This window comes from Rhizobium sp. 01N424 (genome assembly GCF_056399485.1).
The window spans coordinates 246,939-269,044 of sequence record NZ_JBFTRK010000007.1; the positions used below are offsets into that span (position 1 = coordinate 246,939).

General features: G+C 62.2%; 26 protein-coding genes. 14 read left to right on the forward strand and 12 right to left on the reverse strand.

All coding sequences use genetic code 11. The annotated features are described in order from the left end of the window. Window positions 1–173 precede the first annotated feature (173 nt). Window positions 174–3,998 carry a vitamin B12-dependent ribonucleotide reductase gene (locus AC1DNK_RS19120; RefSeq protein ID WP_112387920.1) on the forward strand — a complete coding sequence of 1,275 codons (3,825 nt, stop codon included), beginning with the start codon at window positions 174–176 and terminating at the stop codon, window positions 3,996–3,998. A gap of 518 nt (window positions 3,999–4,516) precedes the next feature. Here the strand turns inward: AC1DNK_RS19120 and AC1DNK_RS19125 are convergent. Then, entirely contained in the window at window positions 4,517–4,816 is a 300-nt protein-coding gene (locus AC1DNK_RS19125; RefSeq protein WP_477942818.1) for a GIY-YIG nuclease family protein, read from the reverse strand. Window positions 4,817–5,151: 335 nt separating this feature from the next. On the opposite strand from AC1DNK_RS19125, the gene AC1DNK_RS19130 reads away from it, so the two are divergent. After that, entirely contained in the window at window positions 5,152–5,745 is a 594-nt protein-coding gene (locus AC1DNK_RS19130; protein ID WP_477942820.1) for a carboxymuconolactone decarboxylase family protein, read from the forward strand. Between the two features lie 113 nt (window positions 5,746–5,858). Further along, complete coding sequence (locus tag AC1DNK_RS19135) at window positions 5,859–6,041, forward strand: DUF1508 domain-containing protein (protein WP_112387917.1); 183 nt, start codon at window positions 5,859–5,861, stop codon at window positions 6,039–6,041. A 182-nt stretch (window positions 6,042–6,223) separates the two neighbouring features. Here AC1DNK_RS19135 and AC1DNK_RS19140 read toward each other — a convergent pair whose 3' ends face one another. The 4 genes from AC1DNK_RS19140 to AC1DNK_RS19155 form a co-directional block, all read right to left on the reverse strand. After that, window positions 6,224–6,418, reverse strand: a complete 195-nt coding sequence (locus AC1DNK_RS19140) for a hypothetical protein (RefSeq protein WP_477942883.1) — start codon at window positions 6,416–6,418, stop codon at window positions 6,224–6,226. A gap of 18 nt (window positions 6,419–6,436) precedes the next feature. Further along, window positions 6,437–7,471: an alpha/beta hydrolase gene (locus AC1DNK_RS19145; protein WP_477942822.1), complete on the reverse strand. Its 1,035-nt coding sequence runs from the start codon at window positions 7,469–7,471 to the stop codon at window positions 6,437–6,439. A gap of 84 nt (window positions 7,472–7,555) precedes the next feature. Next, a complete protein-coding gene (locus tag AC1DNK_RS19150; protein WP_477942824.1) occupies window positions 7,556–8,401 on the reverse strand; it encodes an oxidoreductase in 846 nt (281 codons plus the stop codon). A gap of 3 nt (window positions 8,402–8,404) precedes the next feature. Continuing rightward, complete coding sequence (locus tag AC1DNK_RS19155; RefSeq protein WP_477942825.1) at window positions 8,405–9,373, reverse strand: LysR family transcriptional regulator; 969 nt, start codon at window positions 9,371–9,373, stop codon at window positions 8,405–8,407. A 130-nt stretch (window positions 9,374–9,503) separates the two neighbouring features. Here AC1DNK_RS19155 and AC1DNK_RS19160 point away from each other — a divergent pair, with 130 nt between their 5' ends. Then, entirely contained in the window at window positions 9,504–10,337 is an 834-nt protein-coding gene (locus tag AC1DNK_RS19160) for an oxidoreductase (RefSeq protein WP_477942827.1), read from the forward strand. Between the two features lie 55 nt (window positions 10,338–10,392). On the opposite strand, the gene AC1DNK_RS19165 is transcribed toward AC1DNK_RS19160, so the two are convergent. Next, window positions 10,393–11,382 (reverse strand): zinc-dependent alcohol dehydrogenase family protein, encoded by a 990-nt coding sequence (locus AC1DNK_RS19165; protein WP_477942829.1) that lies wholly within the window; start codon window positions 11,380–11,382, stop codon window positions 10,393–10,395. 101 nt (window positions 11,383–11,483) lie between these two features. Here AC1DNK_RS19165 and AC1DNK_RS19170 point away from each other — a divergent pair, with 101 nt between their 5' ends. Further along, the gene (locus AC1DNK_RS19170; RefSeq protein ID WP_477942831.1) at window positions 11,484–12,341 is read left to right on the forward strand and encodes a LysR family transcriptional regulator; all 858 of its coding nucleotides are present in this window, start codon (window positions 11,484–11,486) and stop codon (window positions 12,339–12,341) included. Between the two features lie 15 nt (window positions 12,342–12,356). Here the strand turns inward: AC1DNK_RS19170 and ftsZ are convergent, their stop codons facing one another. Further along, a complete protein-coding gene (gene ftsZ, locus AC1DNK_RS19175; RefSeq protein ID WP_477942832.1) occupies window positions 12,357–13,376 on the reverse strand; it encodes a cell division protein FtsZ in 1,020 nt (339 codons plus the stop codon). 215 nt (window positions 13,377–13,591) lie between these two features. On the opposite strand from ftsZ, the gene AC1DNK_RS19180 reads away from it, so the two are divergent. From AC1DNK_RS19180 to AC1DNK_RS19205, 6 genes are all read left to right on the forward strand, one after another. Then, window positions 13,592–13,810, forward strand: coding sequence for a hypothetical protein (locus AC1DNK_RS19180; protein WP_477942834.1), 219 nt, complete (start codon window positions 13,592–13,594; stop codon window positions 13,808–13,810). A gap of 91 nt (window positions 13,811–13,901) precedes the next feature. Then, entirely contained in the window at window positions 13,902–14,903 is a 1,002-nt protein-coding gene (locus tag AC1DNK_RS19185; protein WP_477942836.1) for a ketopantoate reductase family protein, read from the forward strand. Window positions 14,904–15,036: 133 nt separating this feature from the next. Further along, window positions 15,037–15,192 carry a hypothetical protein gene (locus tag AC1DNK_RS19190; RefSeq protein ID WP_477942838.1) on the forward strand — a complete coding sequence of 52 codons (156 nt, stop codon included), beginning with the start codon at window positions 15,037–15,039 and terminating at the stop codon, window positions 15,190–15,192. 8 nt (window positions 15,193–15,200) lie between these two features. Then, entirely contained in the window at window positions 15,201–16,097 is an 897-nt protein-coding gene (locus tag AC1DNK_RS19195) for a dihydrodipicolinate synthase family protein (protein ID WP_477942840.1), read from the forward strand. Window positions 16,098–16,192: 95 nt separating this feature from the next. Next, entirely contained in the window at window positions 16,193–16,459 is a 267-nt protein-coding gene (locus AC1DNK_RS19200) for a hypothetical protein (protein ID WP_477942842.1), read from the forward strand. 114 nt (window positions 16,460–16,573) lie between these two features. After that, window positions 16,574–16,879, forward strand: a complete 306-nt coding sequence (locus tag AC1DNK_RS19205; RefSeq protein ID WP_112387906.1) for a DUF1883 domain-containing protein — start codon at window positions 16,574–16,576, stop codon at window positions 16,877–16,879. Window positions 16,880–16,897: 18 nt separating this feature from the next. Here AC1DNK_RS19205 and AC1DNK_RS19210 read toward each other — a convergent pair whose 3' ends face one another. Beyond that, window positions 16,898–18,214 carry a replication-associated recombination protein A gene (locus tag AC1DNK_RS19210; protein WP_112539766.1) on the reverse strand — a complete coding sequence of 439 codons (1,317 nt, stop codon included), beginning with the start codon at window positions 18,212–18,214 and terminating at the stop codon, window positions 16,898–16,900. Then, window positions 18,211–19,611 (reverse strand): DegQ family serine endoprotease, encoded by a 1,401-nt coding sequence (locus AC1DNK_RS19215; RefSeq protein ID WP_477942844.1) that lies wholly within the window; start codon window positions 19,609–19,611, stop codon window positions 18,211–18,213. Before AC1DNK_RS19215 ends, AC1DNK_RS19210 begins: the two co-directional genes overlap by 4 nt. Window positions 19,612–19,750: 139 nt before the next feature. On the opposite strand from AC1DNK_RS19215, the gene AC1DNK_RS19220 reads away from it, so the two are divergent. Continuing rightward, on the forward strand, window positions 19,751–20,122 hold the full coding sequence (locus AC1DNK_RS19220; protein ID WP_112513870.1) for a YkvA family protein: 372 nt from the start codon (window positions 19,751–19,753) through the stop codon (window positions 20,120–20,122). A 30-nt stretch (window positions 20,123–20,152) separates the two neighbouring features. Continuing rightward, the gene (locus tag AC1DNK_RS19225) at window positions 20,153–20,497 is read left to right on the forward strand and encodes a lysozyme inhibitor LprI family protein (protein ID WP_477942847.1); all 345 of its coding nucleotides are present in this window, start codon (window positions 20,153–20,155) and stop codon (window positions 20,495–20,497) included. On the opposite strand, the gene AC1DNK_RS19230 is transcribed toward AC1DNK_RS19225, so the two are convergent. The 3 genes from AC1DNK_RS19230 to AC1DNK_RS19240 form a co-directional block, all read right to left on the reverse strand. Then, window positions 20,494–20,838 carry a type II toxin-antitoxin system PemK/MazF family toxin gene (locus tag AC1DNK_RS19230; RefSeq protein ID WP_477942849.1) on the reverse strand — a complete coding sequence of 115 codons (345 nt, stop codon included), beginning with the start codon at window positions 20,836–20,838 and terminating at the stop codon, window positions 20,494–20,496. The two genes, AC1DNK_RS19225 and AC1DNK_RS19230, sit on opposite strands and share 4 nt — an antisense overlap. Continuing rightward, window positions 20,825–21,043, reverse strand: coding sequence for a type II toxin-antitoxin system PrlF family antitoxin (locus AC1DNK_RS19235; protein ID WP_112387900.1), 219 nt, complete (start codon window positions 21,041–21,043; stop codon window positions 20,825–20,827). Before AC1DNK_RS19235 ends, AC1DNK_RS19230 begins: the two co-directional genes overlap by 14 nt. 66 nt (window positions 21,044–21,109) lie before the next feature. Further along, window positions 21,110–21,565: a MarR family winged helix-turn-helix transcriptional regulator gene (locus AC1DNK_RS19240; protein ID WP_477942851.1), complete on the reverse strand. Its 456-nt coding sequence runs from the start codon at window positions 21,563–21,565 to the stop codon at window positions 21,110–21,112. Between the two features lie 77 nt (window positions 21,566–21,642). Here AC1DNK_RS19240 and AC1DNK_RS19245 point away from each other — a divergent pair, with 77 nt between their 5' ends. Then, window positions 21,643–22,047: a GFA family protein gene (locus AC1DNK_RS19245; protein WP_477942853.1), complete on the forward strand. Its 405-nt coding sequence runs from the start codon at window positions 21,643–21,645 to the stop codon at window positions 22,045–22,047. Window positions 22,048–22,106: the final 59 nt, after the last annotated feature.

Sequence of the window (22,106 nt, forward strand, 5' to 3'; positions counted from 1 at the left end):
TATTTAGTGCTAGCAGCCATCATCACCACAAGATACAGGAAGGACATCTCCGGATGACACCCCTGTCACGATACGGATACGAGAACTGGCTGCGCTCTTTACGGCGCTGCCGGATGAGGAAACTTGCGCCTTGGTCATCGGGGACGGGGCGCGCAATCTAGAGGTTAGGCAACATGCGCATCGAACGGCGTTTTACGAAGGCAGATCAGGGCGCCTATACGGAGATCGAATTCCGCAAGGCGACCAGCGAGATCAAGAACCCTGACGGTTCGATCGTCTTCCGCCTCGAGAACATCGATGTTCCCGCGCAGTTTTCGCAGGTTGCCGCCGACATTCTGGCGCAGAAGTATTTCCGCAAGGCCGGCGTGCCCGCCAAGCTGAAGAAGGTCGAGGAAAACGACGTTCCTTCCTTCCTGTGGCGCTCGGTTGCCGATGAAGCGGCGCTGAAGGATCTGCCGAAGGATCAGCAATACGGCTCCGAGACCGACGCCCGTCAGGTCTTCGACCGCCTCGCCGGCACCTGGACCTACTGGGGCTGGAAAGGCGGCTATTTCTCGTCCGAGGAAGATGCCTCTGCTTTCCGCGACGAACTTGCCTACATGCTTGCCACACAGCGCGTTGCCCCGAACTCGCCGCAGTGGTTCAACACCGGCATGCATTGGGCCTATGGCATCGATGGCCCCGGCCAGGGCCACTATTATGTCGACCCGTTCACCGGCAAGCTGACCAAGTCCAAGTCGGCTTACGAACATCCGCAGCCGCATGCCTGCTTCATCCAGTCGGTTGAAGACGATCTCGTCAACGAAGGCGGCATCATGGACCTCTGGGTCCGCGAAGCCCGCCTCTTCAAGTACGGCTCCGGCACCGGCTCCAACTTCTCTTACCTGCGCGGCGAAGGCGAACGCCTTTCCGGCGGCGGCCGTTCCTCCGGCCTGATGAGCTTCCTGAAGATCGGCGACCGCGCTGCCGGCGCCATCAAGTCCGGCGGCACGACCCGCCGTGCGGCCAAGATGGTGGTCGTCGATATCGACCATCCGGATATCGAGGAATACATCAACTGGAAGGTCAAGGAAGAGCAGAAGGTTGCGGCTCTCGTCACCGGTTCCAAGGTCGTCGCCAAGCATCTGAAGGCGATCATGAAGGCCTGCGTCAATTGCGACGGCGGCGATGACGGCGATTGCTTCGACGCCAACAAGAACCCTGCCCTGAAGCGCGAAATCCGCGCTGCCAAGAAGGACCAGGTTCCGGAAAACTATATCGGCCGCGTCATCCAGTTCGCCCGCCAGGGCTACAAGGACCTTGAGTTCAAGACCTATGATACCGACTGGGATTCGGAAGCCTATCTGACGGTTTCGGGCCAGAACTCCAACAACTCGGTCTCGATCAAGGACGACTTCCTGCGCGCTGTCGAGAACGACGGTGACTGGAACCTGACCGCCCGCAAGGACGGCAAGGTCATGAAGACGCTGAAGGCCCGCGACCTCTGGGAGTCGATCTCTTACGCCGCATGGGCATCGGCCGATCCGGGCCTGCATTTCAACACGACGATGAACGACTGGCACACCAGCCCGGCGGCCGGCCCGATCCGTGCTTCCAACCCGTGCTCGGAATACATGTTCCTCGATGACACGGCCTGCAACCTTGCTTCGCTCAATCTGCTGCAGTTCAAGGACGCGGCGACCAAGCGCATCGATATTGCCGATTACGAGCATGCCGTCCGCCTTTGGACCGTCGTTCTCGAAGTCTCGGTGATGATGGCGCAGTTCCCGTCGAAGCAGATTGCCGAGCGCTCCTACGAATACCGCACGATCGGCCTCGGCTACGCCAATATCGGCGGCCTGCTGATGTCGTCGGGCATTCCCTACGACTCCGACGAAGCCCGTGCCATCGCTGGCTCGCTGACGGCGATCATGACCGGCATTTCCTATGCCACGTCGGCCGAAATCTCCGCTGAACTCGGTCCGTTCCCGATGTTCAAGCCGAACCGCGAAGCCATGCTGCGCGTCATCCGCAACCATCGTCGTGCCGCCCATGGCGAGACGTCTGGCTACGAGGGCCTGTCGATCAACCCGGTCGCGCTGATCCACTCCGAAAACCCGGATCAGGATCTGGCCGCACACGCCAAGAGCGCTTGGGACAAGGCACTTGAGCTCGGCGAAAAGCATGGCTACCGCAACGCTCAGGCAACCGTTATCGCGCCGACAGGCACGATCGGCCTAGTCATGGATTGCGACACGACTGGTATCGAGCCTGATTTCGCACTGGTGAAGTTCAAGAAGCTCGCCGGCGGCGGCTACTTCAAGATCATCAACCGCGCCGTTCCGGAAGCGCTGCGCACGCTCGGCTATTCCGAGAGCCAGATCGCCGAGATCGAAGCTTACGCCGTCGGCCACGGCAACCTGAACCAGGCACCGGCCATCAACCCTGGCTCGCTGAAGGCCAAGGGCTTCACCGACGAGAAGATCGAAGCAGTCAACGGCGCGCTCAAGCAGGCCTTCGACATCAAGTTCGTCTTCAATCAGTGGACGCTCGGCACCGATTTCCTCAAGGGCACCCTGAAGGTTTCCGACGAGCAGCTCGGCGACATGAGCTTCAACCTGCTCGACCATCTCGGCTTCTCGAAGAAGGACATCGAGGCGGCAAACGTTCACGTCTGCGGTGCTATGACGCTTGAGGGCGCACCGTTCCTGAAGAACGAGCACCTCGCCGTCTTCGATTGCGCCAACCCATGCGGAAAGATCGGCAAGCGTTACCTCTCGGTCGACAGCCACATCCGCATGATGGCGGCTGCCCAGCCGTTCATCTCCGGCGCGATCTCCAAGACGATCAACATGCCGAACGATGCAACAGTCGACGATTGCAAGAGCGCCTACATGCTCTCCTGGAAGCTCGGCCTCAAGGCGAACGCCCTCTACCGCGACGGCTCCAAGCTGTCGCAGCCGCTGAACGCCTCGCTGATCGAGGACGAAAGCGACGAGGATGCGCTCGAGGATCTGCTGCAGCAGCCGGTCGCGGCCCAGGCCGTAACGATCACTGAAAAGATCATCGAGCGTGTGGTCGAACGCGTCACCCGCGAACGTGAAAAGCTGCCGAACCGCCGCCAGGGCTACACCCAGAAGGCTGCCGTCGGCGGACACAAGGTGTATCTCCGCACCGGCGAATTCGGCGACGGGCGCATCGGCGAAATCTTCATCGACATGCACAAGGAGGGCGCTGCCTTCCGTGCGATGATGAACAACTTCGCCATCGCCATCTCGCTGGGTCTCCAGTATGGCGTGCCGCTCGAAGAATATGTGGAGGCCTTCACCTTCACCAAGTTCGAACCGGCCGGCATGGTCATCGGCAACGATGCGATCAAGAACGCCACGTCGATCCTCGACTACGTGTTCCGCGAACTGGCTGTCTCCTATCTCGGCCGCCATGACCTCGCGCATGTCGATACGTCCGACTTCTCGAACACGGCTCTCGGCAAGGGCATCCAGGAAGGCAAGACGAACCTCGTCTCGACCGGCTGGACCCGCGGCTATAAGCCGACGCTGGTCTCGAACGGCGAACGCCAGGCTGCCGGCGAACCGAAGGGTTCGGCGACCGCCGCTCCGGCCCGCGCCTCGTCGACCGCGACCGTCACCTCCTTTGCCGGCGCTGCCGCCCGCAAGCTGGAACCAACGGTTGCCATCTCCACCTCCGAAATCGTCGCCTTCAAGCGCGATTACGAGGAGCGCGCCAAGGAACTGGCCGAAGAGATCGCCGAGGAAGTGATCGAGGAGATCGCCACCGAAAGCCAGCAGCAGGCAACCGCCCTGTTCTCCGACAAGGCTGCCGCCGACGCTGCGACCGCCAAGACGGAAGCCAAGAAGGTCGAAGCCGAACGCCGCGCCCGCTCCATCATGCAGGGCTACACGGGCAACATGTGCTCCGAGTGCCAGAACTTCACGATGGTGCGGAATGGGACGTGCGAGAAATGCGATACCTGCGGCGCGACGAGTGGTTGCAGCTGAGATTTGAACTGACGATGATGTGATAAGGGCGCTTTCGGCGCCCTTATTTTTTTTGCTTGGGGCGATATTGCCACCAGCCTGATGCGGCACCCCTCCAGCCTCATCCTGAGGTGCGAAGCCCGGCAGGGCGCAGCCTCGAAGGACGGGGCTGGCCACCACATCACACGCCCCCGTCCTTCGAGGCTTCGGCTTTGCCTGCGCCGCCTCAGGATGAGGGCTGGTCGTCGTGCCATCGTTTTGGGAGCGTTGAGGTAACAGCGAACCCGTCGGGCAACTTCAACGGCGAAAACTCCATCGCGCCCCCCCCTCCAGCCTCATCCTGAGGCGCGAAGCCCGGCAGGGCGCAACCTCGAAGGACGGGGCTGGCCAAGACATTCACCCGCCCCCGTCCTTCGAGGCTCCGGCTTTGCCTGCGCGCCTCAGGATGAGGGCTGATCGTCGTGCAATCGTCCACTCCAGCCTCATCCTGAGGTGCGAAGCCCGATAGGGCGCAGCCTCGAAGGACGAGGCTGGCCACCTCACGACTTAGCCGCAACCGGTCCACGCTTTGACAGTCCCGGCAACCCCTCATAGTCCAGTGCTATAAGCGCGTCCTTCTTGCGCCGCGACCAGCCCTTGATCTGGCGCTCGCGGGCGATGGCATCGATGATGCGGTCATAGGTTTCGGTGAAGACGAGCTCGACGGGCAGGCGCTTGGCGGTGTAGCCGTCGTAGACACCAGCATTGTGCTCCCATAAGCGGGCCTCGATATTCTGCTTGGTCAGCCCGGTATAATAGGCGCCGTCGCGGCATCTCAGAATGTAGACAGTCACTTCCATCGCGCGCCCCAACCGCGGCTTAAATCTACCATAGCGGGTGTTTCGGTTGCAACCCTCCCTCGTCCTTCGAGGCTCCGGCTTCGCCTGCGCGCCTCAGGATGAGGGCTGATCGTTTGTGCCAGCCTGTTTTCGCGAGGAGCTGCGGCGTCTGTATCACGACGATCCTGACGACCTGCCGCACCACCCACTCCAACCTCATCCTGAGGTGCGAAGCTCGCTAGAGCGCAGCCTCGAAGGACGAGGTTGGCCAGCGCCGCACCACTGCCAACTCCGACCCGCTTGCCGCACCGGCATTTTGGACTATCCTCTTTGTCTCAGCGAAGGAGGATCGCGCCATGGCCTTCATTCATACGCCCCATGCATCCGAGAACGACAAGACCGCGTCGATGTACGCTTCTGCAGAGGCCAGTTACGGCTACCTGCCGAACATGTACCGCGCCTTCGGGCACCGGCCGGAGGTGATGGAGCATTGGGGGGCGCTGTTGTCCAGTATTCGCAGCCATATGACGCTGAGGCGCTATGAGCTGGTGACGCTGGCTGCTGCGCGGGAGCTCAAATCGTCTTACTGCATGCTGGCCCATGGTTCCGTGCTGCTGCGCGAGGGCTTTACCAATGACGGGCTGGCGGCGACGGCGGGTGGGGCTGAGAAGGCGCCGGTCGATGCGGCCGAGCGGGCGATCATGGCGTTTGCCGCCAAGGTGGTGCGCGATGCCACGACCGTCACCCAGCAGGATGTCGATGCCCTGAAGAAGCACGGGCTTTCGGACGCGGAGATCTTCGACATCACCGCCGCTGCGGCTGTGCGCTGCTTCTTCTCCAAAATGCTCGACGCGCTCGGTGCCGCGCCAGACCACGTTTACGCCGAACGGCTCGATCCCAATCTGCGCAAGTCGCTTGCCATCGGACGGCCGATCGACGGGCTGGTCTGAGGCTGCAATCGCCACCGTCTTCTTCACCATCCAGCGGCTGCAGCCAGTTCGTAGAGCGAGCGGCTTTTCTCGCTTAGGTTTGCCCGATCACGCAACGGTGACGGGAGGAAAAGATGGCGAGCTGCAAGGATCCAAACGGCGATACCTGGGAGATTTATAACGGCGCTGACGGGTGGCGTTGGCGGCGGACAGCATCAAATGGCCGGATTGTCGCCGCGTCATCTCAGGGCTATTCGAACCGCAGCGATTGCATCGACAATGCACGCCGCAGCGGGATGACCTGCAATCCTGTGTAAGCGGCACGCTTATTCACTCTGCACTTGTCGCCCCGATAAAATGCGGCCGAAGCAGAACTTACACTTGGCGGACCAAAGCCATTCACTGCGCGGACACGCGGTGAATGGCTAGCCGTTTTGGGCGCGAGGACAGGATAGCAGTTCGAAACGCTAAACCCCGACGTCACATCGGCTAGCCGGCCTTATCGGCCGCGCCGCCTCGCCAGCACAATCACTGCGGCGCCTAGGACGGCCGCCAGCGCGCCCCAATAGATCCAGGGCGTCTGGTCGATCATGAAGCTCTCGGCGGGATAGGGGAAATAGCCGCTGCCCTGCCCGATCCAAACGACGCCGACCAGCACCAGGAGCGTACCAAGCACATAGGCTGCCTTAACCATCATCGGTCTCCTTGAAAATCATTGCTGCGGGGTGTCGGCAAAGTGGCGCATGGCGAATTCGGCGACGCGCTGGTTCGAACTGTCGGCATCGGCAAGCAGATGCGGGAAGAGCTGCCAGCCGTGGATGAGGCCCGGCCAGACCTCCAGCGTCACCTCGACACCTGCCGCCTTCGCCTTGTCGGCAAGCCGCAGGGTGTCGTCGAGCAGCGCTTCGCTGTCCGAGACCTGCAGGAAGAGCGGCGGCAGGCCCGAGAGATCGGCAAATAGCGGCGAAACGTCTGGATTGTCAGGCGCCGTCGCGCCCAGATAGGGCTTGGCCAGCGCCTCGATCCCAGCCTTGGTGATGACGGGATCGGTGGCGGCATTCGACATCATCGAGGCACCGCTGGCCGAAAGATCGGTCACCGGGCTGAGCGCAATGACGGCGGCGGGCAGCTGGCGGCCGGCCCTCTTCTGGCGCAAAACGGCCTCGATCGCCAGATTGGCGCCGGTACCATCGCCGGCGAGAATGATGTTACCGCTCTCATAGCCGTTTTCCAGCATCCAGCGATAGGCGGTCCTGATATCGTCGATCTGCGCGGGATAGCGGCCCTCGGGGACCAGCCGGTAGTCGATCACCAGCACATCGGAGGAGGCAGCCTTGGCGAGAGAACCGGCCAGCAGCCGGTGGGTGCGCGGCGAGCCGCCGTGGAAGCCGCCGCCATGCACATAGAGGATGCCGCGGCGGCCGAGCGGGTGGTGAAGACGGGCAGGCCAGATGAGGTCAGCCTCGACGCCATCGGCATCCATGTGACGGATCTGCACGCGCGCGGGCTCCGGATTACCAGCCATGAAACTACGGAAGGCCGCGGCGCATTTTTCCGGGGTGGCAGCATCGGCGAAATGCTCTTTCCAGTGCCCGGCCAATTCCTCGACCTGCTGTTTCGATTGCGCGCTCTGCGGCGGGATGTCGGCGGCACCGGCATCCGCCGCAACCAACAAGCCCGGCAGCAGTGCCAATGCAAACCCGGCCGCCCTCACGCCAGCTGCTGCAGACAATAACCGGTCACGCATTCATCCCTCCGAAACCAAACGGCCGCCCTGCCCGATCATCGGACAGGACGGCCGCAGAAGTCAAAGGCTTGCTGCGTCTTCCGGTCAGTCTTTCGGAAAATCAGCGCCGATGCTGGTTTCCTTCCAGGCTTCGACGAGCGCCAGACGCTCGGCAAGCTTCCTAGTGACCGCCTCGTAGCCGAAGGCGCCGAGCACGAGGTGGCGCGGCGCCTTCTCGACTTGCGTGATCTTGATCATCGCTTCTGCAGCGCGCACCGGATCGCCCGGCTGCTGGCCGCTATAGCCCGCCGTCTGCTTCATCCGGCCGGCAGCGGTCTCGGCATAGTCGCCAATCTTGCTCTCGGTCTGGCGCAGCGAACGGCCGGCCCAATCGGTGCGGAACGGTCCGGGCTCGACACAGGTGACCTGGATGCCGAGTGCCGCCGTTTCGGCAGCGAGCGAATCCGAGAAGCCTTCGACGGCATGCTTGCTCGCCGAGTAATAGCCAGAGGCCGGGAAGCCGATGAAGCCGGCAACCGAGGTGATGTTGATGATGTGGCCGCGGCGGCGGGTGCGCATGCCGGGAAGCACGGCGCGGGTCATGGCGAAGAGGCCGAAGACATTGGCTTCGAACTGATCTCGGATTTCCTGGTCGTCGCCTTCCTCGATCGAGGACTGGTAGCCGTAGCCGGCATTGTTGACGAGAACGTCGACGCGGCCGAAGCGCTCTTCGGCAGCCTTCACGGCAGAAGCAATTTGTCCCTTGTCGGTGACGTCGAGAGCGATGGCGAGCGCATTGTCATGGCCTTCGGCAAGGTCGGCGACGCGCGCCTTTTCGCGGGCGGTGACGATGGTCGGCCAGCCGCGGGCGATGGTGAGTTTGGCCAGCTCGCGGCCAAAGCCTGTCGAGCAGCCGGTGATGAACCAGACGGGGGCGTTGTCTTGGGACATGGTCTATTCCTGATCTTTGGGAAGTGCCTCTGGGAGGCTGGAGGTAACAGGATTGATGTAGGGCAAAACGGCGAAATTTCCAGATTGCTCCGCCCTGATCGCCTCGATCAGCGCCCGGAAGCCGGCCGACATGTGGCGGCGGCTGGGATAGTAGAGGTAGAGCGGCTCCTCCGGCTGGCACCAGTCGTCGAGTACCTTGATCAGACGCCCGGCGGCGACATGCTCTGCGACGCGGTTTTCCCAGACATAGGCGAGAGCAACGCCGCCGAGGGCGGCTTGGGTCATCAGCTCGTGATCGTCGAGCGACAGCGGCCCGTTCGGGTTGAAGGTGATCGCCTGCCCGTCGCGCTCGAAATCCCAGGGATAGCGCACGCCGGAGGGATACATGTTCTGGATGCAGAGATGGCGCTTCAGATCATGCGGCGTCAGGGGCTTCGGGCGGTGCTCGAAATAGGCGGGCGAACCGACGACGACGAGACGCAGGCGCGAGCGGATGCGCAGCGCGATCATCCCCTCCGTGACGCGCTCGCCGAAGCGGATGCCGGCATCGAAGCCTTCCTCGACGATATCGACCAGCCGGTCGGTGGCGCTGATCTCCAGCTGCAGATTGGGGTTCTTCGACAGCAGCGGACCAATGATATGGCCGATGACGAAAGGCGCGATCGAATTGGCGACGTTGAGGCGCACCTTGCCGAAGGGCGTGTCGCGGAACTTGTTCAGCGCATCGAGCGCCGAGCTGATCTCGCCGAAGGCGGGATCGAGATGCGATTTGAGGAGCAATCCGGCTTCCGTCAGCGAGACACTGCGGGTGGTGCGGTTGAGCAGCCGGATGCAGATTCGCTCTTCGAGATTGAGCACCGCATGGCTGATCGCCGAAGCCGTCACGCCCCTTTCCTCGCCTGCCTTGCGGAAGCTGAGATGCCGGGCAACGGCGGCGAAGGCCGCCATTTCGGAGAGATCGGTCGCACGCATTGATGAATTTCACTCAGCATAATTCGGAAAATAACGAATCTTATGCATGAGCGGCTTTCAGGTCAAATTCTCCTTACCGGCACAGAGAAACCGGCGCTCACACCGAAGAGAGATCTGAAAGGAACGTGTCATGAAAGTCTGGTTCATCACTGGTGCATCCCGCGGCTTTGGCGCGCTGATGACCAAGGAAGCGCTTGCCGCAGGTGACGCCGTCGTCGCCACTGCCCGCAATCCGAAGACCGTCATCGATGCCATCGGCGACCACCCCAACCTGCTGGCCATTGCGCTCGATGTCACCGATGAGCGACAGGCGCAGGAAGCAGCGGCAGCGGCCGTCCAGCGCTTTGGCCGCATCGACGTTCTGGTCAACAATGCAGGATACGGATTGCTCGGCGCCGTCGAGGAAGCCACCGCCGATGAGATCGAGAAGATTTATGCGACCAATGTCTTCGGCCTGTTGAAGGTCACCCGCGCAGTGCTGCCGCATATGCGCCGTCAGCGCTCTGGCCATGTCCTGAACTTCTCGTCGATCGGCGGCTATGCGGGCTATCCGGGCTGGGGCGTCTATGGCTCGACGAAGTTTGCGGTCGAAGGTCTTTCGGAATCGCTGGCGACGGAGATCGAGCCGTTCGGCATCAAGGTCACCATCGTCGAGCCCGGCTTCTTCCGCACCGATTTCCTGGCCGACAATTCGCTGTCGATCAGCCCGGCCTCGATCCCGGATTATGTGGGAACACCGGCCGGCAACATGCGGGACTTTGCCGCCAGTGCCAATCACGCCCAGCCGGGTGATCCCGCGAAATTCGCAGCCGGCATCGTGACGCTGGTGAAAGCCGAAAACCCGCCGCTGCGCATGCCCTTCGGCAGCGATACGGTGGCCAAGCTTAGCGAGAAGAATGCCTTCGTCGAGCAGGAACTTTCCACTTGGCGGGCGCTGGCCGTTTCGACCGATTTCGCCGCCTGAGGCAGGTCGCCTACACGAAAACGCCGCCCGTTTATGACGGGCGGCGTTTCTCGTCTCATCCGATATCGATCACCAGCTTGCCCTTGGCCTGGCGCTCCTCGATCAGCCGATGAGCATCGGCGGTTTCATTGAGCGCAAAGCGGCGGGCGTCGAGACGCGGGGCCAGCTGTCCGGCTTCGGCAAGCCTGGTTGCCTCCTGCATGATCTCGCCGTGGTGCTCGCGGCCCTCGCCGGTCAGGAGCGGCAGCAGCGTGAAGACGCCGGAATAGGTGGCCGCCTTGAAGGAAAGCGGAGCCAGCGCATGCGTGCCCCAGCCAAGGCTGGTCACCACATGGCCGAAACGCTTGACGGCCTTGAAGGCGGCATCGAGTCCTACCCCGCCAACGGTGTCATAGACGATATCGAAGCCCTTGCCGCCAGTGTACTTGGCGACATAGTCCTCGACGCTTTCGGCGGCATGATCGATCGGCGTGGCGCCGAGGCTTCGGATGTAATCAGCCTTGGCCGCACCATCGGCGGCGTAGACTTCGGCGCCGAATGCCTTGGCGATCTGCACCGCGACATGGCCGACGCCGCCTGCACCGCCGAGAACCAGTACCGTCTGGCCGGACTTCACCGCAGCGCGGTCGACCAGGCCTTCCCAGGCGGTGATGAAGACCAGCGGTAAGGCGGCGGCTTCGCGCATCGTCAGGTTTGCGGGTTTGATCGCCAGCAGGCGGGCATCGACCGCCGCGAATTCCGCCAGCGAGCCCTGCACGCCGCCGACACCGCCGGTCATGCCATAGACTTCGTCGCCGGGGCGGAAGCCGGAAACTCCCTGACCAACCTCTTCGACGATACCGGCCATGTCGATGCCGAGAATGGCAGGCAGCGGCTGGCGGGCATGCTCTGCGGCACCTGCGCGGATCTTGGTGTCGAGCGGATTGACGCCGCTCGCCTTGATGCGCACCAGCACTTCGCCTGCACCCGGTTTCGGGCGGGCGATCTCGGCCAGGCGGAACGGTGCATTGTGGTTTTCGAGGATCAGGGCTTTCATCGTGTTCATATCGGTCACTCCGTTTTCGATGAGCGGATGATCCTCCCAACACGATTGAATGAAAATCAAAGATATCGCATGATCTCCATTCATTATTGAATGAGGCGATCATGGAATGGAGCGACGTCAGGATCTTTCTCGCGATTGCCCGCGAAGGCACGCTGGGTGCGGCCGCCCGCAGGCTCGGCCAGACACAACCGACCATGGGGCGGCGGCTCAAGGCGCTGGAGGCTGCGACCGGTCACATGCTGTTCCAGCGAACGGCCGACGGATTCGTGCTGACAGACGAGGGCAGCATCGTTCTGCAGCATGCGTTGCGGATGGAAGAGGAAGCCGTTGCGCTGGAGCGGCAACTGCAGGGCAGCACGCGATCGCTTGAGGGAATGCTGCGGATTTCATGCTCGGACTGGTTCGGCCTTCACATGCTGACGCCTGTCTTGGCGGAATTCTCGCTGGCGCATCCGAAGGTCTCGGTCGAATTGCTGACGGATGCGCGGCTACTCAACCTGTCCCGGCGCGAGGCCGATCTAGTGTTTCGCATCAAGCCATTCACCGAGCCGGAGGTGATCTCACGCAAGCTGGTGCATATCGGCTATGGACTTTACGTTGCGAAAGGCACCCCTCACCCAACGGCAGGCGACGGCAGCGGCTTTGCCATCGTCACCATGGACGAGGCCTTTGCCGAGATGCCCGATGTGCATTGGGTGACCCGCATGTTCCCGAAGGCGACGATCACCATGCGGAGCAACAATCGCGATGTGCAGGCAGCGCTCTGCGCCCTCGGCGTTGGAATGGCCGTTCTGCCGCGGCCGCTCGGCGACTGTTTTGAAGGCTTGGAACGCGTCGACGTTCCGGAGGCGCCACCGGGGCGTGATACATTCCTCGGCTATCATCGCGATCTGAAGCGACTGCCGAGGCTGAGGGCCTTCATGGAAGTGGTGATCAGCCGGTTGGCGACAACCGGCTGATCACCGAGCGGCGACTTACTGCAGCGTACGGATCGGAACCTGCTGCGCGGCGTGGCCCGGAGCTGCTGGCGCGCCATTGCCATCGAGGCCGGTTGCGACAACTGCGACACGGAACTTGCCGTCGAGATTGCGGTCGAAGATCGCGCCGACGACGATATCGGCATCGTCCTGCACTTCGTCGCGGATGCGGCTTGCCGCTTCATCGACTTCAAACAGCGTCATGTCGGAGCCGCCGGAGATCGAGATCAGGACGCCCTTAGCGCCCTTCATCGAGATGTCGTCAAGCAGCGGGTTGGCGATGGCGGCTTCCGCGGCCTTCATGGCGCGGCCTTCGCCTGCCGCTTCGCCGGTGCCCATCATTGCCCGGCCCATGCCGCGCATGACCGACTTGACGTCAGCGAAGTCGAGATTGATCAGGCCTTCCTTGACAATCAGATCGGTGATGCAGCCGACGCCGGCGTAGAGAACGCGGTCGGCTGTCATGAAGGCATCGGCAAAAGTCGTCTTGGCATCGGCAATGCGGAACAGGTTCTGGTTCGGAATGACGATGACCGTATCGGCTGCCTGGCGCAGTGCCTCGATGCCGACATCGGCCGTGCGCATACGGCGGTTACCTTCGAAGGTGAAGGGCTTGGTGACGACGCCGACGGTCAGGATGCCTGCCTGGCGTGCCGCGTGGGCGATGACCGGTGCGGCACCCGTACCGGTGCCGCCGCCCATGCCGGCGGTGACGAAGCACATGTGGGAACCGGCCAGATGATCCATGATCTCGTCGATCGATTCCTCGGCAGCCGCATGGCCGACCTCAGGCAGCGAGCCCGCGCCAAGGCCTTCGGTGACATGGGCGCCGAGCTGGATGCGGCGCGAGGCCTTGGAGGTGGCGAGCACCTGGGCATCGGTATTGGCGGCGATAAAATCGACACCCTCAAGATTTTCTGCGATCATGTTGTTGATCGCATTGCCGCCACCGCCGCCGACGCCGATGACAGTGATACGCGGCCGCAGTCCCGAAATGCCGCTCTTGGCGTCGCTCATCGTACTCTCCTTTGATGCCTCACTCATGCCCCGCCCTCGTTGCGGAACAGCGAATCGAGTGTAAGGCTAAAGGCGCAAGAAGGCAGAGGCGGGGCGAAAGAACAAGATGCATATGGTTTGAAACAAAATGTGGAACCTTTTCCACCGCCGCGCATTGTGACGGATTCATGTCATCTTTATCACCATCATTGCCAACGGAGAGGAGTACCGCTGAGATGCCTAGCATTGCCGCACACCAGACCGTCGCCCCACCCCACGAGCATACGCTGACTGTTCAGGAAGCACTTGAGCCGCTGTTCCTGGCGCTTGAGCAGGAAGTCGAGATCAAGATGGTGGCTGCTGCGTTGCGCGCCGGCTGGTCGGCCGAAGATGCTGTCGCAGCAATCGATGAGCTGCGCCGCAACGAGCTCGTCGATGGCGCAACTGCGCACTAATTTGGGCGCTCGTGAAAAATTGTCATTCGCCATCGCTTGCGAATGACCTAAGTCTAACGCGACGATTACATTTTCGCGGAGACCTCCCCCAATGTCCTTCAAATCGATCTGCGTTTACGGCGCCGGTGCGCTTGGCGGCGCCATCGCGGCCAAGCTGGCGTCTGCGGATAGCGGCGTCACCGTTTCGGCGGTGGCACGTGGCGCACATCTCAAAAGCATCCGCGAAAACGGCCTGCGGCTGTTCGAGGCGGGCAGCGAGAAACCGATCACGGTAGAGATCACCGCTACGGATAATCCGTCCACCCTGCCCCCGCAGGACCTGATCATTACCGGCCTCAAGGGGCACCAGCTCGGCGATGCCGCCGAAGGGATCGCCACGCTCCTCAAGCAGGGAACGCGGGTAATGATGATCCTCAACGGTATTCCCTGGTGGTACTTCCACCGCGACAGCCAGAGCCAACATTCCGAGCTGCAGTTCGAGGAACTCGACCCGGCCGGGCGGCTGTGGCGGCTTATCGGCCCAGAACGCGTCATCGGCTGCGTGGCGATGCAGGGCGCCGAGGTCGTCAGGCCGGGCGAAATCCAGCTGTCGAACAATGGCCGCTATATCCTCGGCGAACCCTCCGGCGAAATGAGCGCCGATCTTGAGGGTATCAAGAGCCTGCTGACGGGCGCCGGGCTGAATGTCTCCACAACCCCACGCATTCGCGACGACATCTGGAACAAGCTGACCGGCAACGCCGCCTTCAATCCGCTGAGCGCGCTGACGCGCGCCCTGATGACCGATATCATGGCGGACCCGGCGCTCTACGACATGGTCGGCAAGATCATGAACGAGGTTCGTGCCGTCGGAACCGCGCTCGGCGCCACATTCTCGATCACCATCGAGGAGCGCCTTGAGCAATCGCGCCATATCGGCGCCGTCAGAACCTCGATGCTGCAGGATCTTCTCGCCGGCAAGGCGCTGGAGATCGTGCCGCTGAGCGGCATGGTCGTGTCTCTCGGCCGTTTGGCATCGGTCCCGACGCCGGTGTCCGAGGTGGTGCTTGCGCTGACCTCGCAGCTCGATATCGAGAACAGGCGAACAAGCTAGCGGCACCTCCGATTCAGCCGCATGGCTTCTGGCCTGTGCCATTTATTCTTTTCATATATGACGCGCGGCTGCCCGGAATGGATTTCCTACGCCTGGCGGCCTTAACCTCTGTGAAGAATGCAGAGGTAATCCCATGCGCAACGTCATGCCCGCCAATCCGCTTCGCGACCGGCCCCGCCGAGCCGTCAAGGCCAGCGCCATGCGTGAACGGCGAACCGCCCAGGTGCTGATGCTGTTCGGAGTCATTCTTGCCTGCGTCGAACTCTATGTGATCGTCAGCTGGATCTGAGCCCCTGGATGCGATCCAATCTCTCGCTGCGCCTTTCCGGCGCCATCACCCCGCTCGTCACCCCTTTCCGCCACGGCGCGCTCGACATCAAGGCACTCGAGATGCTGGCCGAATGGCAGATCGCCAGCGGCATCGGCGCGCTTGCGGTTGGAACCGTCACCGGTGAAGGCCCGGCGCTTTCGCAGGCCGAGCGCGACAAGGTTCTCTCGGCAGTGCTGCGCGTTGCCGATGACCGCATTCCCGTTCTTGCCGCGACCGGCACCAACTGTACGGCGCAGACCATCGAGGCGACGCGACGGGCCGAAGCGCTCGGCGCCAGCGCGGCGCTGGTCACCGTCCCCTACTATTCGAAGCCGGGGCAGAAAGGCATTCTGCATCACTTTGGCGAACTGGCAGCGGTCACCAACCTGCCGCTGATCATCGTCAACGATCCTGCGCGGACGGCCTCGCCGCTTCTGCCATCGACGCTCGACGTGCTTTCTGCCGATGGCACGATCTTCGGCCTGCTCGACATCGAGGGCGATATGGCAACGCTCGCCTGCTACCGGGATCGCCTTCATCTCTTCACGGGCAATGCGCTCGGCGCTCCGGCCTTTCTTGCCTGTGGCGGCGACGGCGTGATTGCGCCTGTCGGCAATGTGCTTCCGAAACTCGTGACCTCGCTTCAGCATGCCGCGGCCTGCGGCAACCTGCCTGCGGCGCTCACGCTTGCCGATCGTATGACGGCGCTGATCGATGCGATCGGCGGCGACCCTGCCTGTATCAAATATGCGCTGATTGCCTATCCGGGCATTGGCGCAGACGTTCGCCTGCCGCTCGTTGCCGCCGATGATGCAGCAAGAGAGGCGGTCGCCGCGGCGCTGATGCCCTTCGCCGCCACGCCGAAACGCGCATTATCCCTATGACAATCTTATACATTCGGCCACGGCGCCGAATGGAAAGGCAATCCGTCTCTTCATAGATTTGAACGGTAAGCCAGACATCTCGAAAGGACATATCGATGTCACGTCTTTCTTCCGGCGCGTCCGCCGATCCGCTTCAACGCAACACCGCGCCGGCCCGCTTCACCATCGGCAGGAACAGGCGCGGACAGTGGATCGTTGCCGACCGCGACGGGCTGGTCGGCGGCCTCTTCATCAACGAGGCCGCCGCCCTTCATTTCGCTGCCGCTGAGTGCAATCACAACCCGGCGGAGATCTGCCGAGCTGCAGACGGGATCGTGACGGAACTCAGCGTCTTCGAAGCGAGCGAGCCCCGGCTGCATTGAGGGCGCAGGCTCCCGTTGTGCCAAGACGGGAGCCTTCCCGCACAGGCTGCCAAACTTTTCTTTAACTGGCACAGACTAAGATTGCCGTCGGACAGCAGCCAGTTTTTGAGACCGATGACCAAGCCGAATTTCCGCTTCAAGCACTACGACCTTCACGAACAGCGCGCCGGGACGATCGTCGAGGTGGCGCTGAATGCGGTCAACAATGTCCGCCTGATGACGGCGCCGCAATTCCAGCGCTTCACCGAAGTTCTCGATTTCAAATACATCGGCGGCGTCGCCAAGAAATCACCGGTCAAGATGGTGATCCCCGACAGCGGCCACTGGCACCTGATCGTCGATATGGAAGGCCATCACGGGCTGGCGGAATCCGCCGTCAAGGTGATCGCAGCGCCTGGCGCTCAGAAGAAGGCTTCGTAAAGCCGCCGCCCTGTAGGTTCAGCGCGGATTACGCTCTTTGCGGAGCTTGGACCACCATTCCAGCCGTTTGCGGATCTCCCGTTCGAAGCCGCGCTCCGGCGGATCGTAGAAGGTCTTGCGGCCCATCTTTTCCGGAAAGTAGTCCTGACCTGAAAAGGCGTCCGGCTCATCGTGGTCGTAGCGATAGCCGTCGTTATAGCCTTCGTCCTTCATCAGCTTGGTCGGCGCATTCAGGATGTGCTTGGGCGGCAGCAGCGAGCCGTTCTGCTTGGCGGCCATGGTCGCGGCCTTGAAGGCGGTATAGACGGCGTTGGATTTCGGTGCCGTGGCCAGATAGACGCAGGCCTGCGCCAGCGCCAGTTCGCCTTCCGGGGAACCGAGGTAATCGTAGGCGTCCTTGGCGGCATTGCAGATGACCAGCGCCTGCGGATCGGCAAGGCCGATATCCTCCACGGCCATCCTCACCAGCCGGCGGCCGAGATAGAGAGGATCCTCGCCGGCATCGAACATGCGCGCCAGATAGTAAAGAGCGGCATCGGGATCGGAGCCGCGAACCGATTTGTGAAGCGCCGAAATCAGATTGTAGTGGCCGTCCTGTGCCTTGTCGTAGACCGGCGCCCGGCGCTGGACGATGCGCGTCAAGCCCTCGGTATCGAAGACCTCGCCCGGCCTTGCCGCGCGCCAGACCTCCTCGGCCAGCGTCAGGATCGCCCGGCCATCGCCGTCTGCCATGCGCAGCAGGCTTGCCCGCGCGTCATCGGTCAGCGGCAGCGGTTTCTGCTCGACGGCTTCGGCGCGTGTCAGCAATTCGCTGAGGCTCTCCTCGCCATGCGACTTGAAGGTCAGGACGCGGGCACGCGACAGGAGAGCGGCGTTGAGTTCGAAAGACGGGTTTTCAGTCGTCGCACCAACGAGAATGACGGTGCCGTCTTCCATGACCGGCAGGAAGCTGTCCTGCTGCGCCCGGTTGAAGCGATGGATCTCGTCGACGAAGAGTAGCGTCTGGCGTCCATCCATCCGCCGCAGCCGCGCGGTTTCGAACACCTTCTTCAGATCGGCGACACCGGAGAAGATCGCCGAAATCTGCTCGAAGGCCAGCCCCGCCTCGCCCGAGAGAAGTCGGGCCACCGTCGTCTTGCCAGTACCGGGCGGCCCCCAGAAGATCATCGATCCCAGCGATCCGCTTTCGATCATCCGCCTGAGAACGCCGTCCTCACCGGTCAGATGCTCCTGACCGGCGACTTCCGACAGCGTCTGCGGCCGCAGGCGATCGGCAAGAGGCCGCCGGTTGGCGACCTCGTCTGGAACGCGTGGGGCGAACAGATCATTGCTCATCGGAAGAACTGCCTGATCCGCTGACCGTCGCGCTCGATCTCGACACGCCAGAGGCCTGCATCGTCCGCAGCGATCTGCGACAGCTGCTCGGTCGTCTGCACCGGCGTGCCGTTGATGGCAACGATGATATCCTTCGGCTCGAAACCGAGACGGGCGGCCGGAGAGTCTTCCTTGACCTCGGAAACGACGACGCCTGATGATTCCGTCGGCATGCGCAGCTCGTCGGCAACGCGCGGCGACAGGTTTTCGACGACGGTGCCGGTAAAGGGCGTGCGGCCGCCGATGGTGCGCTGGTCGCGCGGCGAGGTTTCCGGGGCACGATCGAGCTTCAGCGCCACTTCCTGCTCGCCGCCGTTTTCGACGACACCAAGCTTGACGGTGTTGCCGAGGCCGGCCGTTGTCAGGCGGTAGAGAAGGGCATCGGGATGCTCGACGGGAATGCCGTTGACGGCGGTGACGATCTCGCCTGCCTTGAGGCCGGCCTTCTGCGCCGGGCTGCCATCGGTGACCTTGACGATCAGCGCGCCACGGGCCTTGTCCAGGCCGAGCGCCTCGGCGACCTCTGACGTCACGGCATCGAAGGTGGCGCCGACATAGGGCCGCTCGAAAGACTTCACGCCGGCATCGGCCGAGGTCAGGAAGACCTTGACGAGATTGGCTGGGATGGCAAAGCCGATGCCGTTGGAACCGCCGCCGCGCGAGAAGATCGCAGTGTTGATGCCGATCAGCTCACCCTTCATGTTCATCAGCGCGCCGCCGGAATTGCCGGGGTTGATCGAGGCATCGGTCTGGATGAAGAAGCCGAACTCGTTCTTGACCACCTGGTTGCGGGCGAGCGCCGAGACGATGCCTGAGGTCACCGTCTGGCCGACGCCGAACGGATTGCCGATCGCCAGAACGAGATCGCCGACTTCGACCGCATCGGAGTTGCCGATTGGCAGCGTCGGGAAATTGGCCTTGGTCTCGATCTTCAGGACGGCGAGATCGAGGCGGTCATCGCGCAGTACCACCTTGCAGGGAAACTCGCGCCCGTCCGACAGCGCTACCTTGATGTCGTCAGCACCTTCGATGACATGGTTGTTGGTGACGACGGTGCCGTTTGCCTCGACGATGACACCGGAGCCGAGCGAGGACTGCTTCTCGGAACGGTTCGGCATCTGCTGGCCGAAAAACTGCTCGAAGAAGGGATCGCCGGCAAAAGGCGACTGCCGCTGAACGGTCTTCTCGGCATAGACATTCACGACCGCACCGGATGTCTGCTTCACGAGCGGCGCGAAGGAGAGCTGCATTTGCATCTGGCTCTGCGGCACGGTTTTCGCATCCTCGGCCTGCGCGCCGAGCGGCAGGAGCACGGCGAGCGCAAAGAGCGGGACAAACGAACGTTTCGACAGAAGCATCGTATTTCCTTCTGAAATGCTACAAGGATCAGTGTTGTAGCGCCGGACGCTAGAAAGGAAAGAGGGCGGAAGCATGGAAGAAGCGAGCATGCGAAAAAGCAATTGAGGAGCCTGCCACATTGATTCAGGAAATGCTCATATGAGCCTGATAAGCCAAGCGAAAATATGGGCCAAGTCACTCAAGCGTGACATTGTCGCCCTGTGGCTCGCAGCACGCGATCCGCGCGTCCCCTGGCATGCCAAAGCCGTTGCCGGCGCTGTCGCCGCCTATGCGCTGTCACCGGTCGACCTCATCCCGGATTTCATTCCTGTTCTTGGCTATCTCGACGACATCATCATCGTGCCGCTCGGCATTCTGCTTGCGGTCCGGCTCATCCCGCCACCGCTGATGGCAGAACTCCGGGCGCAGGCGGCAGAGCGTGCGGAACGCCCGGTCAGCCGCACCGGATTGATCTTCATCCTTGCCGTCTGGGCTTGCTGCATCATCTTCCTGATCCGGGCGTTCCTCTGAGCGCCGTACCCGCAAACAGGAATCAACTGCATGAAAGCCGCCACTATCGCCCTCGCCTTCACTCTCCTCCCAATCTTCGTACCGGTTGCGAATGCAGCGAGCTTCGATTGCGATGCCAAGGAACTGAAGCCCGACGAGAAGGCGATCTGCGACAACCGGGCGCTTAACGATGCAGATGTGAAGATGGTTACCACCTTCGACCTGCTCTCCGGCCTGCTCGCCATGGGCTCGCGTGGCACGCTGCAGGACGAGCAGACGGCCTGGCTGAAGAAACGCCAGGAATGCCAGGCGGACGCGGCCTGCATCAAGACGGCCTATGACGAGCGGCTGAAGCAGCTTGGAGAGACGTATAAGAATATCAACAGGCCGCTTTAGTCATCAGCTGCCAATATGGCTCGGATTGTAGACATGACAGCCGAGAGCGTCGCATCGGGCAACCGGCCGATCCTGTCGATCTGTCCCGTCTCGACAGTCGCAATCTTGGCCGGACGGACGACAGACGGCGCTGGCAGGCCGGCGGCATGATGATCGTCGATCGCGACGTCTCCAACCCACGGGCGGTTTTCTGCTGAGGTGATCATTACGGCCCACACCAACGCCTCGTTCTCTCCGAGGGCGCCAGCCGAAACGACCAGCGCCGGGCGGCGCTGGCGCGTGTCGCGGTCGGTGTAAGGGAAAGGCACCCTTACGATGTCGCCCTGCTCAAAGATCGGCATAGGCCTTCCGGTCAGCTTCGCTGTCCCACTCGGAGAAGGTCGCGAACGGATCGTCGGCAAGCGGCTCAGCTGCGCGCGATATCACGACACGGTTTTCATCCTCGAGCGTATAGACAATGGAATCGCCTTCCCGAAGGCGCAGTGCAGAACGCACAGCCTGCGGAATGGTTGTCTGTGCTTTGCTCGTTATCTTGCTTGTGATCATTGCTCACCTCACGATGAATGTAAGGAAGTTCCTTACCGATAGCAATGCGCAGCCTTCCGAAGCAGCCTATGCTTGCTGCTTGCCGCCCAGAGATGCTAGCACCTCAGCAATTACCGCAGTCGCCTCACGCAACCGCTGCTCGCCGAACTCCCCGCCATGCCGATCCGCCCACTTCGCCTGGCGTCCTTGTATGTCGCTGAGGGCTACTCTGCCCGCCTCCGTCAACTCCATGAGTTTCGCTCGCTGGTGCGCGGGGTTGTCGCGATAGGCGATCAGGCCCTCGCCTTCGAGCAGATCGGCAACCCGCTGCACGCCCTGCCTCGCCAGACCCAAGGCACGTGCTGCATCGGCGACCGACATCGGCGCATGGTCGGCTGCGGCCAAGACTTGCCAGCGGGCGCTGGTCTGGCCCGCGGGCCTGGCGAGCGTGTCGCCTTCCGCCTGCAGATGTCCCGCAAGCCGCAATACCGCGATTGAGAATGCTGCGAATGCATCGCCTTCGGGTGTTCGTTTCGATTTCATATTGACAACATGCTGTCCATTTTAAATATTGACAATATGCTGTCATATTAGATTTGCGATAGCAAGGGAGAGAGGCGATGAAGAAGACCTATCATGGAAGCTGCCATTGCGGCCGGATCAGCTATGAAGCCGATATTGACCTGCAGGCCGGTACCGGCAAATGCAACTGCACGATCTGCTGGAAGCGCCGCTACTGGGGCATCAACATCAAGCCGGAGGATTTCCGGCTGACCTGCGAGGAGGCAGGTATCGGCGACTACCAGTTTGGCAGCATGTCCGGTCATCACCGCTTCTGCACCACCTGCGGCGTGGCACCCTATGGCCACGGCTATGTTGCGGAGGTGGGCGGCGACTACGTCTCGATCAACCTCGCCTGCCTCGATGACCTCGATCCGTCGGAACTTGCCGAGGCTCCGCTGCAGCATTTCGACGGCCGCAATAACAGCTGGTGGAACACCCCTGCCGAAATACGGCATCTCTGAAAAAGAAAAGAGCAGCTGACTCTTAATCAGCTGCTCTCAAGTTCAACTCAAACCGGATC

Bases quoted from the DNA above. Each gene is read 5' to 3' on its own strand.
- AC1DNK_RS19120 (WP_112387920.1), top strand. From the start codon at position 174: ATGCGCATCGAACGGCGTTTTACGAAGGCAGATCAGGGCGCCTATACG.
- AC1DNK_RS19125 (WP_477942818.1), bottom strand. From the start codon at position 4,816: ATGGAAGTGACTGTCTACATTCTGAGATGCCGCGACGGCGCCTATTAT.
- AC1DNK_RS19130 (WP_477942820.1), top strand. From the start codon at position 5,152: ATGGCCTTCATTCATACGCCCCATGCATCCGAGAACGACAAGACCGCG.
- AC1DNK_RS19135 (WP_112387917.1), top strand. From the start codon at position 5,859: ATGGCGAGCTGCAAGGATCCAAACGGCGATACCTGGGAGATTTATAAC.
- AC1DNK_RS19140 (WP_477942883.1), bottom strand. From the start codon at position 6,418: ATGGTTAAGGCAGCCTATGTGCTTGGTACGCTCCTGGTGCTGGTCGGC.
- AC1DNK_RS19145 (WP_477942822.1), bottom strand. From the start codon at position 7,471: ATGCGTGACCGGTTATTGTCTGCAGCAGCTGGCGTGAGGGCGGCCGGG.
- AC1DNK_RS19150 (WP_477942824.1), bottom strand. From the start codon at position 8,401: ATGTCCCAAGACAACGCCCCCGTCTGGTTCATCACCGGCTGCTCGACA.
- AC1DNK_RS19155 (WP_477942825.1), bottom strand. From the start codon at position 9,373: ATGCGTGCGACCGATCTCTCCGAAATGGCGGCCTTCGCCGCCGTTGCC.
- AC1DNK_RS19160 (WP_477942827.1), top strand. From the start codon at position 9,504: ATGAAAGTCTGGTTCATCACTGGTGCATCCCGCGGCTTTGGCGCGCTG.
- AC1DNK_RS19165 (WP_477942829.1), bottom strand. From the start codon at position 11,382: ATGAACACGATGAAAGCCCTGATCCTCGAAAACCACAATGCACCGTTC.
- AC1DNK_RS19170 (WP_477942831.1), top strand. From the start codon at position 11,484: ATGGAATGGAGCGACGTCAGGATCTTTCTCGCGATTGCCCGCGAAGGC.
- ftsZ (WP_477942832.1), bottom strand. From the start codon at position 13,376: ATGAGCGACGCCAAGAGCGGCATTTCGGGACTGCGGCCGCGTATCACT.
- AC1DNK_RS19180 (WP_477942834.1), top strand. From the start codon at position 13,592: ATGCCTAGCATTGCCGCACACCAGACCGTCGCCCCACCCCACGAGCAT.
- AC1DNK_RS19185 (WP_477942836.1), top strand. From the start codon at position 13,902: ATGTCCTTCAAATCGATCTGCGTTTACGGCGCCGGTGCGCTTGGCGGC.
- AC1DNK_RS19190 (WP_477942838.1), top strand. From the start codon at position 15,037: ATGCGCAACGTCATGCCCGCCAATCCGCTTCGCGACCGGCCCCGCCGA.
- AC1DNK_RS19195 (WP_477942840.1), top strand. From the start codon at position 15,201: ATGCGATCCAATCTCTCGCTGCGCCTTTCCGGCGCCATCACCCCGCTC.
- AC1DNK_RS19200 (WP_477942842.1), top strand. From the start codon at position 16,193: ATGTCACGTCTTTCTTCCGGCGCGTCCGCCGATCCGCTTCAACGCAAC.
- AC1DNK_RS19205 (WP_112387906.1), top strand. From the start codon at position 16,574: ATGACCAAGCCGAATTTCCGCTTCAAGCACTACGACCTTCACGAACAG.
- AC1DNK_RS19210 (WP_112539766.1), bottom strand. From the start codon at position 18,214: ATGAGCAATGATCTGTTCGCCCCACGCGTTCCAGACGAGGTCGCCAAC.
- AC1DNK_RS19215 (WP_477942844.1), bottom strand. From the start codon at position 19,611: ATGCTTCTGTCGAAACGTTCGTTTGTCCCGCTCTTTGCGCTCGCCGTG.
- AC1DNK_RS19220 (WP_112513870.1), top strand. From the start codon at position 19,751: ATGAGCCTGATAAGCCAAGCGAAAATATGGGCCAAGTCACTCAAGCGT.
- AC1DNK_RS19225 (WP_477942847.1), top strand. From the start codon at position 20,153: ATGAAAGCCGCCACTATCGCCCTCGCCTTCACTCTCCTCCCAATCTTC.
- AC1DNK_RS19230 (WP_477942849.1), bottom strand. From the start codon at position 20,838: ATGCCGATCTTTGAGCAGGGCGACATCGTAAGGGTGCCTTTCCCTTAC.
- AC1DNK_RS19235 (WP_112387900.1), bottom strand. From the start codon at position 21,043: ATGATCACAAGCAAGATAACGAGCAAAGCACAGACAACCATTCCGCAG.
- AC1DNK_RS19240 (WP_477942851.1), bottom strand. From the start codon at position 21,565: ATGAAATCGAAACGAACACCCGAAGGCGATGCATTCGCAGCATTCTCA.
- AC1DNK_RS19245 (WP_477942853.1), top strand. From the start codon at position 21,643: ATGAAGAAGACCTATCATGGAAGCTGCCATTGCGGCCGGATCAGCTAT.